The 15,270-nt window shown below is 45.4% G+C and carries 22 protein-coding genes and 1 pseudogene; 5 read left to right on the top strand and 18 right to left on the bottom strand.

What is annotated here, in order from left to right:
• Nucleotides 1-138 precede the first annotated feature (138 nt).
• A complete protein-coding gene (locus BZK41_RS10040) occupies nt 139-1,860 on the bottom strand; it encodes a terminase TerL endonuclease subunit (RefSeq protein ID WP_079938065.1) in 1,722 nt (573 codons plus the stop codon).
• Nucleotides 1,860-2,294, bottom strand: coding sequence for a phage terminase small subunit P27 family (locus BZK41_RS10045; RefSeq protein WP_042309017.1), 435 nt, complete (start codon nt 2,292-2,294; stop codon nt 1,860-1,862). The genes BZK41_RS10040 and BZK41_RS10045 overlap by 1 nt, the downstream gene beginning before the upstream one ends.
• A 232-nt stretch (nt 2,295-2,526) precedes the next feature.
• Here BZK41_RS10045 and BZK41_RS10050 point away from each other — a divergent pair, with 232 nt between their 5' ends.
• The gene (locus BZK41_RS10050) at nt 2,527-3,042 is read left to right on the top strand and encodes a hypothetical protein (RefSeq protein ID WP_061381138.1); all 516 of its coding nucleotides are present in this window, start codon (nt 2,527-2,529) and stop codon (nt 3,040-3,042) included.
• Between the two features lie 135 nt (nt 3,043-3,177).
• On the opposite strand, the gene BZK41_RS10055 is transcribed toward BZK41_RS10050, so the two are convergent.
• Nucleotides 3,178-3,540, bottom strand: coding sequence for an HNH endonuclease signature motif containing protein (locus BZK41_RS10055; RefSeq protein ID WP_079938066.1), 363 nt, complete (start codon nt 3,538-3,540; stop codon nt 3,178-3,180).
• A 275-nt stretch (nt 3,541-3,815) separates the two neighbouring features.
• On the opposite strand from BZK41_RS10055, the gene BZK41_RS10060 reads away from it, so the two are divergent.
• On the top strand, nt 3,816-4,355 hold the full coding sequence (locus tag BZK41_RS10060; RefSeq protein WP_044700576.1) for a cytochrome b: 540 nt from the start codon (nt 3,816-3,818) through the stop codon (nt 4,353-4,355).
• 372 nt (nt 4,356-4,727) lie between these two features.
• Here the strand turns inward: BZK41_RS10060 and BZK41_RS10065 are convergent, their stop codons facing one another.
• The 6 genes and pseudogenes from BZK41_RS10065 to BZK41_RS10090 all read right to left on the bottom strand — a co-directional run bounded on the left by BZK41_RS10065 (nt 4,728) and on the right by BZK41_RS10090 (nt 6,590).
• Nucleotides 4,728-4,901, bottom strand: a complete 174-nt coding sequence (locus BZK41_RS10065) for an addiction module toxin, GnsA/GnsB family (protein ID WP_001100119.1) — start codon at nt 4,899-4,901, stop codon at nt 4,728-4,730.
• A gap of 204 nt (nt 4,902-5,105) precedes the next feature.
• A complete protein-coding gene (locus tag BZK41_RS10070) occupies nt 5,106-5,336 on the bottom strand; it encodes a hypothetical protein (protein WP_000756041.1) in 231 nt (76 codons plus the stop codon).
• Nucleotides 5,337-5,409: 73 nt separating this feature from the next.
• On the bottom strand, nt 5,410-5,598 hold the full coding sequence (locus tag BZK41_RS10075; protein WP_057069020.1) for a hypothetical protein: 189 nt from the start codon (nt 5,596-5,598) through the stop codon (nt 5,410-5,412).
• Nucleotides 5,599-5,608: 10 nt separating this feature from the next.
• Nucleotides 5,609-5,821: a cold shock protein CspG gene (gene cspG / locus BZK41_RS10080; RefSeq protein WP_000066494.1), complete on the bottom strand. Its 213-nt coding sequence runs from the start codon at nt 5,819-5,821 to the stop codon at nt 5,609-5,611.
• 378 nt (nt 5,822-6,199) lie between these two features.
• Nucleotides 6,200-6,355 (bottom strand): annotated as a pseudogene (locus tag BZK41_RS10085) (DUF2514 family protein); the annotation flags it as partial.
• Between the two features lie 37 nt (nt 6,356-6,392).
• Nucleotides 6,393-6,590: a hypothetical protein gene (locus BZK41_RS10090; RefSeq protein WP_079938083.1), complete on the bottom strand. Its 198-nt coding sequence runs from the start codon at nt 6,588-6,590 to the stop codon at nt 6,393-6,395.
• A gap of 141 nt (nt 6,591-6,731) precedes the next feature.
• On the opposite strand from BZK41_RS10090, the gene BZK41_RS27390 reads away from it, so the two are divergent.
• Nucleotides 6,732-6,905: a YnfU family zinc-binding protein gene (locus BZK41_RS27390; protein WP_213083834.1), complete on the top strand. Its 174-nt coding sequence runs from the start codon at nt 6,732-6,734 to the stop codon at nt 6,903-6,905.
• A 75-nt stretch (nt 6,906-6,980) separates the two neighbouring features.
• Here BZK41_RS27390 and BZK41_RS10095 read toward each other — a convergent pair whose 3' ends face one another.
• From BZK41_RS10095 to BZK41_RS10115, 5 genes are all read right to left on the bottom strand, one after another.
• Nucleotides 6,981-7,211, bottom strand: a complete 231-nt coding sequence (locus BZK41_RS10095; protein WP_000990801.1) for a hypothetical protein — start codon at nt 7,209-7,211, stop codon at nt 6,981-6,983.
• Nucleotides 7,208-7,723: a DUF2514 domain-containing protein gene (locus BZK41_RS10100; protein WP_044700581.1), complete on the bottom strand. Its 516-nt coding sequence runs from the start codon at nt 7,721-7,723 to the stop codon at nt 7,208-7,210. Before BZK41_RS10100 ends, BZK41_RS10095 begins: the two co-directional genes overlap by 4 nt.
• Nucleotides 7,720-8,268, bottom strand: coding sequence for a lysozyme (locus tag BZK41_RS10105; RefSeq protein ID WP_079938068.1), 549 nt, complete (start codon nt 8,266-8,268; stop codon nt 7,720-7,722). The genes BZK41_RS10100 and BZK41_RS10105 overlap by 4 nt, the downstream gene beginning before the upstream one ends.
• Nucleotides 8,240-8,518 (bottom strand): phage holin, encoded by a 279-nt coding sequence (locus BZK41_RS10110; protein ID WP_003841952.1) that lies wholly within the window; start codon nt 8,516-8,518, stop codon nt 8,240-8,242. Before BZK41_RS10110 ends, BZK41_RS10105 begins: the two co-directional genes overlap by 29 nt.
• A 153-nt stretch (nt 8,519-8,671) precedes the next feature.
• Nucleotides 8,672-8,860, bottom strand: coding sequence for a hypothetical protein (locus BZK41_RS10115; protein WP_003841950.1), 189 nt, complete (start codon nt 8,858-8,860; stop codon nt 8,672-8,674).
• Nucleotides 8,861-9,712: 852 nt separating this feature from the next.
• Here BZK41_RS10115 and BZK41_RS27395 point away from each other — a divergent pair.
• Nucleotides 9,713-9,883, top strand: coding sequence for a YnfU family zinc-binding protein (locus BZK41_RS27395; RefSeq protein ID WP_162835200.1), 171 nt, complete (start codon nt 9,713-9,715; stop codon nt 9,881-9,883).
• Nucleotides 9,884-10,294: 411 nt separating this feature from the next.
• Here BZK41_RS27395 and BZK41_RS10125 read toward each other — a convergent pair whose 3' ends face one another.
• Nucleotides 10,295-10,507, bottom strand: coding sequence for a cold-shock protein (locus BZK41_RS10125; RefSeq protein ID WP_005127641.1), 213 nt, complete (start codon nt 10,505-10,507; stop codon nt 10,295-10,297).
• Between the two features lie 553 nt (nt 10,508-11,060).
• Between BZK41_RS10125 and BZK41_RS10130 the strand changes: the two genes are divergently transcribed.
• Nucleotides 11,061-11,273, top strand: a complete 213-nt coding sequence (locus tag BZK41_RS10130) for a KTSC domain-containing protein (protein WP_079938070.1) — start codon at nt 11,061-11,063, stop codon at nt 11,271-11,273.
• A gap of 310 nt (nt 11,274-11,583) precedes the next feature.
• Here BZK41_RS10130 and BZK41_RS10135 read toward each other — a convergent pair whose 3' ends face one another.
• Genes BZK41_RS10135 through BZK41_RS10145 form a run of 3 tightly spaced genes read right to left on the bottom strand, consistent with a single transcriptional unit; the run spans nt 11,584 to nt 15,004 of the window.
• The gene (locus tag BZK41_RS10135; RefSeq protein ID WP_079938071.1) at nt 11,584-12,420 is read right to left on the bottom strand and encodes an antitermination protein; all 837 of its coding nucleotides are present in this window, start codon (nt 12,418-12,420) and stop codon (nt 11,584-11,586) included.
• Nucleotides 12,417-13,388, bottom strand: a complete 972-nt coding sequence (locus BZK41_RS10140) for a toprim domain-containing protein (RefSeq protein ID WP_079938072.1) — start codon at nt 13,386-13,388, stop codon at nt 12,417-12,419. Before BZK41_RS10140 ends, BZK41_RS10135 begins: the two co-directional genes overlap by 4 nt.
• Nucleotides 13,385-15,004 (bottom strand): DEAD/DEAH box helicase, encoded by a 1,620-nt coding sequence (locus tag BZK41_RS10145; protein WP_079938073.1) that lies wholly within the window; start codon nt 15,002-15,004, stop codon nt 13,385-13,387. Before BZK41_RS10145 ends, BZK41_RS10140 begins: the two co-directional genes overlap by 4 nt.
• Nucleotides 15,005-15,270: the final 266 nt, after the last annotated feature.

The raw sequence follows: 15,270 nt of genomic DNA on the forward strand, positions 1-15,270 counted from the left end.
TGGATCTCGCAATTAAAAACGACCACATCAGGCAAATTAAGCCGCCGGTAATAAATCCGACGGAGGGAGAAATAAGCCAGGCGCCGGTCGACAATAAGCCGACACCAACGAGGCCGATAATAAAACTCAGGACTGTGATTAACATGTAATATCTTCCTCATCATAAGCCGATTTACTTACTGTACTGTTCAGCATGGCCCGTCCGATCCCCATAAGTAATCCTACAGCACCATCAATTTTATTTTGCTTCCCCTCCTTGCCGGGGCGGACAATATCATCGCTTCCAGGCAAATAACGCCCAATAACATTCTGGATGCACCAGTTCATGATAGGGTTGCCGTCATGATGAAAACGTCCTGATGCAAGCGCGGCCTCGATTTCACGCATTGGGTCACTCATGTTGGTGAAGTTTTGCCTGATCTCAACTGGCTCCAGCCCCTCCTCTTCAAGCATGTGTCGTAATGATGTTGCACCGTAAGGATCAATAGGACACTGAACGATTTTTACACGCTGACGTAATTGAAGGATTGACTCAAAAATAAGCCGATAGTCCACTTCCGCACCTTCTGTCGGTATCAGAACCTCTTGTTTAACAAATGACTGATAGCGGTCAGAAGTGGTTTTCAATGTGGGATCTGGTGAGTAAACCGTATCTTCAGGCACCCAGAACATCGGACTGACACAGTAGAAATGCGTAATACCATCCACTTCCCGTCTGAATACTGGTACGACCGCATTCAGGTCAACCTTGGACGCAAGGTCTATCCCCAACCAGCAATCTTCATCGGCGAAATCAGACAACTTGAGACTATTGTCCGCTGCAGCCATCCATTTTTGCAGATCATAGAAAACCGTCTTGGCACTTACCCATCGGTTAAAATGCTTGGTAAGAATTTTGTTCGTCTGGCTGGGGTTAGATATTCCAAGCAATTGTTTTGCGCGCAGGAAGTGTTCTTTTACGGAAATGCCAAAGTTTGGATTTGCTTTGATTAATGCTTCAGGTTTTGTCCAGTCGTCATCATCATCAAGACCGTAAATAATACCGAAAATCGTTTCATTTTCTTCCCCCACCCGATTCCGGCGCAGAATTTCCACCACCTGCGCACGTTTCTCATAACACGGAGAAGTAATGTCATAACCCGCAGTTGTAATGATCAGAGTGATAGGTTGTTCCCTTGCCCCCATTCCTGTTGTCATAGTCGTATAAAGAGCATCTGTTTGGTGCTCGTGATATTCATCAATAATTGCACATGAAGGGGAATCGCCGTCACCAGGATCGCCGATGACTGGCGCAAAAACAGAGCCATCCGGACGGGTCATTTTCTTCGCCCAGGGTTTGACTGAGTATTTTTGTCGCAATGCAGGGAGTTTTTTTACCATTTGTAGAGCGGGAGAGAAGACTTTCCAGGCCTGTTTTTCTGTAGTGGCGCCACAGTACACTTCTGCACCATGTTCCCCATCAGCGCAAAACATATAATTACCAACGGCAGCTGCAATTGCGGACTTCCCATTTTTCCTGGGAACCTCAATATATATTTCAGAAAAACGGCGGAATCCGGACTTCTTATTAACCCAACCAAATGGCACACCAAGAGCAAACTTTTGCCAGGGCTCAAATTCTATGCGTAGTTTCTTCCTGGCCCATTCACCGGCCGTATGAGGCATCTTCTGAGCAAAGCGCAAAAATCGCTCGGCCTTGTTTTTATCAAACCGGTAAGGCCAGGCAGGATCCTTCGCACGTTCCAAATCATCAAGGTGTCGTTGACAGGCAAGCACAGTTAACTGACAAGCTAGGATCTTCCCGCCAACAACATCTCTTGCATACTGGTTCGCTGCATTGACGTTCGGATATGTAGCCATCAGTCAAACTCATCAAATTCATTCCCGTCATCGTCAGGAGCATTTCTGCCACTGGTCATTCTGATACGGCTGAGCGGATCTAACCCCAGAAGTGAGCCCAGACGGGCAATCTGGGAAACTGAATCATTTCGGACGTTAACTGCAGGGTGTTTTTTTAATCCTCCCATTTCACTTTCAGTTGTCAGTCCTGAAGCCAGTAATTTTTCAGCTTCAAGCATGAGATGGAAGGCATTGCAGTAGGCTAAAAGTAAGGGGGCATCTTCAAGTTCAAATACGCCTCTTTCGATCAGGATTTTGCTTTGGGTCTTCCACATTCTGATAGCAGCCTCCCCCATTAACTCTGCAGGAGGTGCAATTCGGGTTAATTTACTTTTTTGCCCGGCGGGTAAGATGGGTTTTCTCCCCCCTCCAGACGATCGAATTCCACCAGCCATAACTCCTCTTTTAATAGGTAAAACCTACCGGAAAAAAGATCCTTATTTATGACGTGCAAAAATGGCCTTCAGGCGGCAGTCCTGAAGCGCGAAAGGGGTCAGGGATTTGATCCCCCCTCCCCCTTGAAGATGACAGCAAGAAAGCATGCAAAAGCAGATACTGGTCATCCATCAGGATGTTCAGCATAGTGTCTTCAGTTAATCTCAATAAATAAACGATGGAGTCTAAGAAATGGATAAAACCAGAAAATATGATAGAGCCTTACAACTTGAGATCCTCAACGCTCTTATAGATTGTGCTCCTAACTCTTTAAACAAGGCACAGGAGCGAGACCTCATTGAGAAGTTTGATAACTATGATCACTTTGTGGCGTGCATGCTATACCTTGAAATGCATGGTCTTGTTTCTACACCCTTCGTACGCAGCGAAACCATGGCTGGCGTTGATTTTATTTTCAACGCCCCGTACTGCAACATTACAGAGAAAGGAATTGATTTTCTTCTTGATGATGGCGGCTTAAGTGCGATCCTTAAGGTTCAAACCGTTCGGTTACACAATGACACGATTGTTGCCCTTGAGGATATAATCCGTGTCGCAAATATATCTGAAGATCAGAAGAAGGGATTGATTTCAAAACTCCGAGAGCTTCCGGGAGACGCCATAAAACATTTGACCCTACAGTTACTGACTCAGGGGGTTCTGAATCTGCCGAACGCACTTCGACTAATTCAAACAACCCTCCAGTAGGGCTAAACTCGTCAGAGGGGCGAATTAACTCAAATTTGCCCCATCCCAGTGTTTTACTTAAAAACACCCAAAATTCCTTCCGGGTATCTGCATGAATGTAGAAACTGTTCTTATGCATTACAGCAGTGAATATTATCATCGGATACGTTCTCTTGCTGTCTTCGCTCTGTGGCATTCCCAGCACAACGACTCAAGATTGGAATCGTCATCAGTACCGCCATGAGCTTTTGGAATGATGTGGTCAACGCTTTCCGCTTTCTTCGCTATCTTCTGCCGGCGATGGTTCTGACACAGGTATTTATCACGCTGAAGGATACGCGCTCGTTTAATTTCCCAGAGCCGCCCATATCCACGTTCTTGTCTGCTCTTTCCTGACTGATAATTCCGCCAGCCGTCACCAGCATGCTGCTTTCGGTGTTGGTCACAATATCCGCTGACATCGTTGGTGATTGCCGCACACCCTTTGTGTCGGCATGGGCGTTTAGCACGTGCTGGCATCGGCATAGTCCTGTTTGTTGGATACAAATTGTGTAATAGGCGGAAAGTAAAAATGAACCAGTAGTTTATTGAAAGTTCTCATAAATAGCGAGAATCTGCGCGGTTCTTGCCCCGTAACATCAAGGATTATCAGAAAGAAATAAAAATGAGAATTATTATCAAAACATTCAAGTGAGATCGCTGGAATAACAAACTCTTAATCTCTCAACAAAAATAAGGATTTGTTAAGCTTCATGATTTATGGTCGATGTAATACACCGTTTGAGGCAAGAATAATGGTCAAATTCTCAAAACTTCAGATTCGCTTACACTGGCTAACCCTGATATTAATAGCGATAACCTATGCAGCTATGGAGCTTCGTGGCTGGTTTCCCAAAGGCAGTAACACCTACCTTCTCATGAAAGAAACACATTACAATGTTGGGGTGTTTGTCTGGTTTTTAATGATAATACGATTAATTATTAAACATAAGTATCATGATCCAGCTATCACTCCCCCCCCACCAGCCTGGCAGATGATGGCTGCTAAAATAATGCATATCCTGCTGTACATTTCTTTTTTGGCTCTACCATTATTAGGTATTGCAATTATGGCTTACGGTGGAAAGGACTGGAGTTTATTAGGTTTTAACGTTGCATCGTTCGTTACTCCTGACGGGGAAACAAAATCACTTATCAAAGATACTCACGAAACACTGGCAAACATCGGATATTTTTTAATCGCAGCGCATGCTGGTGCAGCGTTATTCCATCACTACGTCCAGAAAGATAACACTCTTTTGAGGATGATCCCTGATTGTAACGATAAGAAATAAATACAAATTTTAATGTTTAACATTACAGCAGGCACTCAGTGAATGTCTGCTGTAATGCCTGCTCAGCCAAGTTGAAGCACACCGTGTTCTTTTGAATCAGAGAATGCAACAAACCCAGTGTATTCGGGGATAGTGTTCCGTCATCAGCATCAAATGCTGAAATGGTTGCGTGAAGAATCAAAAATGCTCCAAATCCCGCGCCGCTGCTGCCCCTCGATGGTCAGAATCGTCAAGGAGGACCCGTTAAAAGGTAAGCAGAAAATCTGTGGTTAGAAGTGAAGGCTTTGACAACGTTCTAAATTTTATGACAGAAATAAAAAAGCATTACCTTTCAAGATAATGCTTTTTCACTCGAACTGAATCTTATAACAATTAGATTAATGTGATTTTAATATCATAGCTTTCAAGCCCAGTCATTTTTTCACGAGCATTAAACTGGATATCGGAAACTTCTTTTCCTGTCTTTTTTTTGAGTTCAATAATTTTTTTTGTGATGAATTCAGAAATATCCGCTTCAGTTTTTCTTTTTAAATCTTCGACGTTCATTGTTTACCTCTCTTGATCTCTAACGTATCAACGCCAAGCATGTTACATTCCCCGTAGAGCACTTGTATAAGCGCTGATATGTTTAAAAGATAGAATAGAAAGACTCAATTATCAATAGTTTGCAGTACAATCTTCATACAAAAGAGCTCGCGACCACACAAACCACTGTACTAAAATCCGGGTCGGTCACGAAACAACCAGATCTCATTTCAAAAGCTTCGATGCTGCCTCGAGGATCTCTTCTGAACTGACATCACGATCAGAGGCTACATAAACTATTTTATGGTCTCCTGTCAGAGATGGAAATCCCGCTGACATCACGGGTAGGTGTGCTTTTTCCCCATTGGGAAACTCACGCATTATCGTAGTAATACCTTTCATTACGGTTACAACAACTGCAGGTTCTGCATTAAAAAAAACGATGACTTTTTTCATAATTTTACCGTGATGTCTCTTACAGAGATTGTCGGTTCAGCATACAAAAAAGGCTCCATAAGGAGCCTGAAATTTATTTTCTGAATTCTAACGAAGACTGACCAGAACGAATGTACAGTGCAATATTATCAAATGTAATCATTGTTGATTTGCAAAAAATACATTTTGCTCCGAAAGGATTTTTTTCAGTAACATCAAAGTTTGACGTTCGGTACTGAGATCCGTGGCAACACGGACATCTGAAGTGAATATTATTAGTAATAACAGTTACCTTATACAGCCACGACATTAACTGCCGTGGGGCCTTTAGGTCCCTGTTCAACACTAAATTCAACTTCCTGATTCTCATTCAGCGTCTTGAAATCATTACTCTGGATAGCAGAGAAGTGAACAAACACATCTTTACTACCATCTTTTGGAGTGATAAAACCAAAACCTTTTTCAGGATTAAACCATTTAACTAAACCAGTCATTTTATTAGACATAAACATTACCTTTATTGAGTAAGCCCTTGGGCAGAATGGTCCGAAAAAAATTATCAGAGAGAAAAGCTAACAAGGAAATCTCAACAGGAACAAGGAATAAAATTATTACAGCGACTGCTTCAGATAAATTCGTTACAAACCAGACATTCATTAACGCATGATTAACCAAACATAGCAAGGTTTAGTTTTGTAAGTAAATCTCAGTGGGTTTTGATCATAAAAATTAATTTAAATAGCTTAAATCGAAAATTATGTCATGCTGCGTAAGACCTTTATCTATCACCCTAAGTTGTCAGGGATTTTGACTCAAGGAAGAGTCGTATTTCCTTCATAGTAAAAATTCACAATTTTATCCACGAAAACCGTCAACATCTTAATTTATAGAGCTATTATTTTTCCTCTACGGTTCATTGTTAGTATTTTTACGGACTCATAAATCCGCTCACATGTCATTCCTGCCCGGTAGTTTTCATCAGCGCGTTCAGCATGGTATCGAGCTTCTTCTGTCAGGCTTCCTGGCATGTCTACGAGCATTGTGGTGTCATGGCGGATGGAAAGTTTTGTTGATTCGTTAGTTATCGAGCTGTAGAACGCTATGCTCTAGCGACTTGGAATAGGCAATCAGCCCGGTGTACTCAGGGATAACCTCGCCATCATCCGCTTCGAACTCAGGGATTGTTCCGGTAGTGATGGTGTATTGTAGCTGGCCATCTTCTTTTGCGAAGGCAGCCAGGTCTTCAATCTGCTTAGCTGTAAGAACTACTGTAATGCTCATTCCTCAGTTGTTAAAAAGCCCCGCTATTGCGAGGCTTGATTGATTATGGCTAACGACTACATCGTAACGGTTATAAAAGAAGCTATTAGCCAACATGTGGTGTATGGTTGTTAACCGCCCACCAGGACAATCAACATGTCGATACTCAAAGATATCAAGATGCGTACTTTACGCCATGTGAAAAGTACTTGTCCTCATTGCTCCCGCCAGTCAAAGCACAGTCTGTCGAGAATAAAAAACAATATAACGTTAATTTGCCCCTTCTGTGGAAACATCTATCTTCCATCGGAAAGCAAACCAATAAAGTAACTGATTGACTACCAAATAAAACTCATACTCTCAGAATGTGGCAAAGCAGACATAACCTTTTATTGTTGTTCTCATTTAAGAGAATGTAACACCCAGAGTGGAGAGGTTTTTTTTCTTCTCCACAATACGGCGATCAAGTTCAGCCACTGCATGCGGGCGTATGGCATCAAGAAAGGCGTTATCCTGATAGGTAGACTGGATTGTCACACCAAGTCCGGCACCACTTTCCAGTATGCTTTTCTGAAGTTGTAGTTCTTTTATATCGTTATTGAGGTAATACGCTTCACTTAGGTTTTCTGCGTTCATCTTCTAACCCTGTTGTTGTTTGACTGCCTCACTGAGTCGTAAATGCGCTCACACGTCATTCCTGCCCGGTAGCTTTCGTCAGATCGCTCAGCATAATATCGAGCTTCTTCTGCAAGGCGTCCGAGCATGTCGGCGAGCACTGCGGCGTCGGCTCCGGCTGTTTTGCTTCTGACGGCAGTGGCAAGATCTGCGGTGTGCTTTGCGGCGTCCAGGCGGGTGGCAAGCTTTGTTGCTTCGGTACGCAGCTGGTTAACAGTGGCAGACAGGCCAGCAGCAGTGGCAGCAGATTTAGCGGCTTGTGCTTGTGCATCTTTTACAGCCTCATCACGGGCAATTATGCGCCCTTGCTCAATCATGCGGGCGGCGGTCTGCGCGTTCGCTGTTCGCGATGATTCCGCGCTGTCACGTTCCGCCCACTTTTTTTCCCAGCCGCGGCTGCTCCATACACTACCCGCGATGAATGCGATGGCCACCAGCAGAGAAATGGCAATAAACTGATAGCGCAGGCTCACTGGTCTATCCCCCAGCACGCCAGTGCACTTTCCTGGTCTCGTCGTTCAACCTGTCCATAGCAACCATTCTTCTGGCCTTTGGTCAGACGACAATCGCGGCCACCGTCTTTAATCCACCAGCGGATCGCCTCACATGCCCCTTTTGTATCTCCGGCGTTGATACGCTGGTAGAACGTTGACGGGAAGCATTTGCCTGGACCAATGTTGTAAGGGCAGAAAGAAGCGATACCTGCCTTCTGCTGCTCACTCAACGGAACTTTTATATTTCGTTCAACCCATGCCAGCGCCTTGTCGCGTTCTATGGCGTTTACCTGGGCACATTTCTCAGCAGAAAGCCTCATGTCCTGAACTACTGGCTTACCATCAACCATCGTGGCGCCACGGCAAATCGTCCAGAGCCCTCCGCCGTCGCGATACGCCGTCAGACTATTACCCTCTTTCTCATCCAGAAACTGATCGAGAATAACGGGTGCGGAAGCCCCCGCAAGAATCAGACCAACGACCGCTGCGCTCAGTTTATTCTTCAGCTTTGGTGGCATTGCCATTAAGCCGATCCTCCCTTTCCTTTTTCCTGTAATACCAGTTCACTGCACAGGTGATAACAGTGCATGCAATACCGACAATAATTGCCCAGTCGCTCAGGCTTAACCCTGCAATTCTGTCGGCCAACATCCAGGACACCTCTTTTGCTGTTTTAGCTGTTTCGGCATATGCCTTCGCTGATACACCGCAGCCGGTCAGCGTGGTTCCTGTTCCATATGAAAGTCTGCTGTAAATGGTGCTCATTCTGGTCATAGCCCTACCTCCGATTTTTCGGATGGCGTTGTGTGTAATTAAAGGGTCAGGCTTCACGGGCTGGATTTATCAACAAAGCACGTAGTGAGTGATACCCGTGAGCCTGAAATGAAAAAGGCTGCCAGTTGGCAGCCTCGAAGTGAGTTAAGTTGTTTACATTGGCGGAGAGAGAGGACCTTCTAACACCTCTGCTTCACCGTTATGGCAAATGTCATCACCCCTTGTCAGATGCCAGACACCTGTGATTGTTTTACCCGATTCCAGATCATCAACAGTGTCATTCGTGTAGTACGCTACCTGTACAACACCGACATGCTGAATCCAGTAATACCCTTCTTTCATACATTCCTCCGCGATACTCAGCAGATAGTATAGAGCGGAACAGATAATGCAGCGTTGCCAGAAGCCACAACTCAATGTTTGCTGTCCATGGTGCTCATTCTGGTCATAGCCCTACCTCCGATTTCTTCAGATGGCGTTGTGTGTGATGAAAGGATCAGGCTTCACGGGCTGGATTTATCAACAAAGCACGTAGCGGATGTTTCGCGTAAGTCTGCAACTAGTGAAAATGTCTGAAATATCAGAGTGTTCATTAAAACAACTCGATAAGTGTGGTAAAATCTGGATATATACCTTTAATTCACTTTGTACCAATGATTACTAAACCCTGCCCCTTTTGCGGGAAATTGATTACCTTACATGCCCTGATGTGCCCACATTGCCAAACCGTAAACCCGTTTGTGAAGGCAGTTAAAAGAGAGAGATTTAAAAACGTTTGCCTCACCGCTATAGTGATCACCTTGGCAGGAGTTGTTATCTGGTTCTCTTTTTGAACATAAATTTATGTCGTTTGCACAAAATCCGACCTGCTTACCTTTCATGCAAAACAAAGTCGGCTGGGACGAACAGGAGGGGAGAGTAAAAAATCCGTTCAAATAACCAGTTCAAAAACAACATTGTTCCTGAGAGGAGAGTTCTCATCAGCAGGTTCTTTGCGAAACTGTTTTCTTAGTGCTATTCCCGCAAACACTGTCTTCTCGGTGCCTCATCACAATCAATCTATACTCGTTATCTTACTAATGGCTATATCAATTCAGTCACCGATATTTTTTATCAGCCCACATCTTTTCATAAAAATAAGATTTTCTGGGCAAATTAAGGTAAAGTTGAAGTCCATCCATCAAGGAAAAGCCTATGTCAGAACGTAAAGATTCTAAATCACGCCGTAACTATCTTGTCAAATGCACCTGCCCAAACTGTACCCAGCAATCTGAACACAGTTTTTCAAGAGTACAAAAAGGTTCCCTTTTAATCTGTCCTCATTGCAATAAAGTATTCCAGACGAATCAAAAAGAAGCAGCCTGAATCTGTTTGAGATACTGTTTCTCGCACAGAATCACTTCATCTGTATTTTAAGATTAATTAAGCTACAGATAATAAAAAACCCGCTGGCTACGGGTTTAGTATTTTCCTATTAAATGAATAGTAATTATGGTGATATCTGGGAAAACCATCCCCTTGCGTACTTTATCGTGTAAAGCAAGCAGTCAGTCTCTACCGTTATACTTTTCGTGCAGTGAACCTACACTCAACGACAATGGTCAGCATACTTTCTCATTCGAGATTGAGATGAAATATGCTTACCGTTACCTTTAATGCCGGATCAGTAACATTTTAACTCTACTGATCCAACAATACTTCCATTACTTCTGTCAATATGTCTACTCAGGTCTAAACCGTCTTCGTTATCGCATATTAGTTTAAGTTCAGAAAAAATCAGGCAGCAACAACGTTTTCGGCTGAAGGCCCTTTTGCACCTGCAGTAATACTGAACTCAACTTTTTGACCTTCATTCAGCGTTTTAAAACCACCACTTTGAATGGCAGAGAAGTGAACAAACACATCTTTGCTACCATTATCAGGAGTAATAAAGCCAAAACCTTTAGACTCATTAAACCATTTTACTAAACCAGTCATTTTATTAGACACTGATAATTCCTTAAATTCTATGTAGCCTTACGGCGAAAAGGTTTTCGCACACAATCTAATTAGTAACGATAAGAAGGCTCAAAAGGAAGGATTATCAGTGATAACGCTTGAGATGAGAACTGCTTTACTAAACCGCTTTAATGGGTCTGTGTACCAAACCAACCACTCATTAATCACACAAGTCACAAACAATAGCAAGATATTTTTCATTAAAAAATGTTCGCTAAATCTGAGAAATGGTTACTATGGCAACAGAATCAGTATTTTTGGTCCGCGACAGTAACCCGATAGTCATTATCTGTATAGGCAACAAAACGAATACTTCAATCTTATCATGTACCTATAAATAAACTTAAGTTATCATAGTTAAATTCCAGAAAAGTTTTTTTACTCTGTTTTTTCTTGTCCTGGTGAATTAGTCGCAACAAAGAGAATCATATCACCTGACCAGTTAACTCAAATACAATGGCAGTATTTACAAATACTATGCCCCTTTCGTTTCATAACTGTGTATTATCAGAGTAAGGAAATTAAGAGTTTCGAAGGAGACAAAATGCAACGACAAGAAATGACATCATCAAAAATTAAATTTATTGGTTACTATCCATTGGAAAAAATTCTGGAGATAGGGTTTGTAAATTCTTCAACTTTCCAATATGTCGGTGTTCCAGAAAGCGTCTATAACTCTTTTCTAACAGTACAATCTAAAAGTCGTTTCTTTGATGGAGTTGTTAAAGGTAAATTCTTGTGTCGAAAAACCGGGTGATTCAAGAAAATTACGCCGTACAGATTTTTGCTGTAGATAACGTAAAACTACGCTCTGTTCCTTCCTGTTTTTGTCACCCACCAGAACAGGAAGTTGGTACCCAATAAAACACCACGCCCGTCTTCGTTACCTCTGGTTAAAATGAATCTTTGCAATACAGGAATTCAGACGGCTTTCGAATTTTCAGAAAACAGAAGCGCCACCACCTCTGGCAGGGCTTCCGTGACTAAAATGCTTCAGATACAACTTCACATGATTAGAAGCATACACGACAACTTCGGACAAAATCAAGTCCTGCGTCGCGAAAATGCTAGATATCACACACATTGTCACACAAACTGGTTATATCCTGAAAAGTTGAATCAGCTTTATGCTCTTGCCTGTGGCAGATGTCCACCAGCGATTCCATGAACGGTTTCCAGTTACGGGTCCATGTTCTTACATGCAGATCCGGCAGACGTCTGAGAATCGCTTTGTGAGCAGCCGTAGACGGTACCGCAGGGAATCCATTTCCGCTGCAGCGTTCGCAGGTTTTAAACACCGGCACACCACGTTCTTTTGTTGCGATGCGGTCGAGTACCTCACCTTTACCTCCGCAACGACACCTGGCACTTATCGCCCCCTTCCCTTCACAGGCATCGCAGACCGCTGGCACAATCTCCGTTACCTCTGTCCATTTCTCCCAGTCTGAGGGACGAACAGCGCGGGATCGGCTGGCCCAGTACGGCGCTTTACCCCACGGGTACGAAACCTTACGAGTGACCTGTTCGCGGGTTGTTCTTCCGCTACCGCGGCAACAGTGACATATCACACTGGTCGCCGCCGAACGGGAATATTCAGCAAAGGCAAATTGTGCCAATATTTGCATGCACCATCCGAACTGTCCACCAGCTGCTTTGCGAACATTCTTTGGTGCGGCGTCCATCGCATATCGCGCCAGTGCCTGAACTGCGAGCTGTTCATCCGCTTTGCTGATACCGGCCTTTCCGAAGAAAGCAGCCAGACCGAAGCGCGCACGGCTGCTGGTGGTACCAATCGCCGCCATTACATCTGTTCCTGTAAGGCGGTCCGGAGATGTTCCTTTCACGTCGTCGGTGATGTGCATTCCCTGAGGGCTAAAATATTTGAGTGATGCTTCCAGTTTCATGCGGCCACCTGCTGTTTTTTATAGAAAACCAGCTCACGAACCTGATCGCCATTCATGAGCATATTGTTGAAATCATCGTGATCCGGCCAGTACACGCTCACGCGCTGCAGGTCATTTTTAGCCACCAGATTTGCGTGAGCGCATTCGTAGGCAGCAGCCAAACCCGTAGCGCTGTTCTCGTCACGGTCAGCAAAAATAATCAGATGCTTAACGCCTGCCGGGACCCGGAATTTCTTCATAAAATTGGCGGTCATGGTCGCCCAGGTATTCACTTTGTAAATCTGGTAAGCAGACAACGCAGTTTCGATCCCTTCAGCAATGCCAAGTGTGCTGGCGACCGGGAACATACGGACAGCAACCGAACGAGCGTGATCAAGATAGTTATCTTCCTGCAGCGATTTCTGCCGCTTGGCGCTGGCCCCGATGTCAGCCTTTTTTGCGCCATCCAATAATGTCTGATGGAGGTAACACAGCTCCCCTTTATCGTCTGTTGCCAGTGAATAAATAGACTGGTACACCCGTCCGTTATGCCGTTGCTTGGGGTTAAGCCGCACGGCCTCAGCCGGAAGTTGATAAATACCGCGTGAGTTAAGGTATTCAGCGGCGCATGTACCGCGCAGAGGTGACATTTTTGAGAAATTATTGAGCACCTTTCTCCGAAGTTTGGAAGCGTCGCTAGCCTCGGGAACTTTGTCACGTCTGAACGTATTGCCGATCAGAGCATCGATTTCGCGGCAAACCTCGTTGAATGGTTTCCCCTGGGTTTTGGTAACCAAGTCCATTCCCGTACCGCAGCCGCAGGTGCAGATCCATGTTCCTGCGCCGTCGCGGTCATCGATGCGAAATTTGCCAACCGAATCACACAGCGGGCATTTCCCTTTAAAGTGGTTTTTACCGGTGATTGGCGGCAGTCCGTAATGCTCAAAAATCATAGCCCACTGGCCTTTTGCTGCTTCTACCGTTTTCATGCTCGTTTTCCTAACTGCTGTCTGATCTCACTGACGTGGTTAAGCGCCTGCTGAACTCTTGCCGCGTTCGGCTGCTCTTCTGCCTGCTTTTGCAGGCGCTGCTCTTTTTCACGTTGCTTAGCAAAGGCGATCCGCTTGTGCATAATGAAGTTCGAGACTGTTGGTGTGATTTCCATCGGGTAATCGCTCAGGCCGTTAGGCCATTCGCCAAACCGTTCGCGGAAGGTGTGAGAACACCAGGCATCGCTGACAGGCTTTTTCCCCAGCGATACGCGCTGGCGCTGATAGAATTTGATCTGACTCCACCAGTCCTGTTTTTCTGCCTTCGTTGGCTGGCGCGGCTCGCTACGCAGTTTTCTGAGTTTGCGCTCGGTGTCGGTATCAATGTCCTCACCGGACAGCGGCTTGTGGCCACATTTAGGGCAGACATAGACGCCAGCAGGCTTCATGAAGTGGCATTGTGAGCATTCGTGAGGCAGCTTCTCTGCTCGTTCCTCAGCTGCGCGGCGCGCACCCTCCTCCATCCCGTCTGATTTACCCGGAAGATCGTCGTATTCGATAGAGTCCGGATAGCCCAGGCGGTGCACGGTACCGCTGTGATCGAAGATGAGGCAGGACTCTTTACCCGGTGCGGTGCGCAAGCCACGCCCTAGCGCCTGCAGCCAGCGAATTTCGCTCTTAGTTGGCCTGGCGTAGATAATGCAGCGAACATCGCTGTCGAACCCGGCAACTAGCACCCCTATACTGACGATGATTTTTGTGGCGCCAGTTTCGAAGCGGTGAATGATGGTTTGGCGTTCATCCGCAGGCGTATCTGCAGTCATAACCTCTGCATTTACGCCTGCCTGGTTAAACTGAATAGTCAGAAAATTAGCGTGGTCTACGTTGACGCAGAACGCGATTGTCGGCAGGTCACGGCCATTCTCCAGCCAGTTTTGGACGATATCGCCCACCAGCGTTGAACCGCACATGATCTCCGCCAGTTGCGCCTCGTTGTAGTCGGTACCGTACTGCAGGGACGGAGAGGTTTTAACCCCTTTCAGATCCGGCTTTGTGGGCGCGTAAAATTCGTATTTACTCAGGTCGCCGCGCTGAATCAGCTCGCCGATGGTGGTTGGCTTAATCAGTCGGTCATAGTATTTGCCCAGGAACGGAGAAAACGGTGTCCCCGACAGGCCGATCACTTTCACGCCTTTTTCGCGCAGGCGTTCGATATCCTGCAGGATGCGTTTTTTTCGCAGGTGCGCTTCGTCGATAATCAGCAGATCGATATTGTCAGGGAACACGCGACGAATAAGCGTATCAGCGCTGGCAATTTGTATTTTGAGGGAAGGATCGTAGTTTGGGTGATCCGCCCAGACATAGCCGATTTCATCACTCGGCAACCCATACTCCACAAAACGGTTTGCAGTTTGGGTAATGAGGATCTGGTAAGGCGCGCAAAACATTACTCGCATACCACGACTGACGAACCCGGCAACGATGAAGGCGGCCAGTCCTGTTTTACCGCTGCCCGTCGGCGAGTACACCATGAAGGTTTCTGTATCCTTCCAGTTACGGCGCAGCTGGTTAAGTGCTCGTTCCTGTGCAAAATTCGGTGTGATCATCAGCTGCATTGTGCGGCCCCCGTGGTGATGAGATAATAATTCTGTGATGTGGTTTTCATGGATTCCCCCTCACATGGCTGGTGGCCTCCCCAAAGGCTGCCAGCCTCCCTTCTGATTCAGCTCCCCTGAAAAATCACTCTTCCAGGAAGAACCCTTTTTGTTTCTCAGCGCCTGAGCACCTTGTACTGGTTTGCTGATACGGGCGTTTTTTTAATTGCGCCCTTAAGACAGTGATCTACTTAACCAATGGATCTCTCCTGTTGGAAAAGATCCTA

This window comes from Citrobacter sp. A316 (genome assembly GCF_002042945.1).
Classification (GTDB): domain Bacteria; phylum Pseudomonadota; class Gammaproteobacteria; order Enterobacterales; family Enterobacteriaceae; genus Citrobacter; species Citrobacter portucalensis.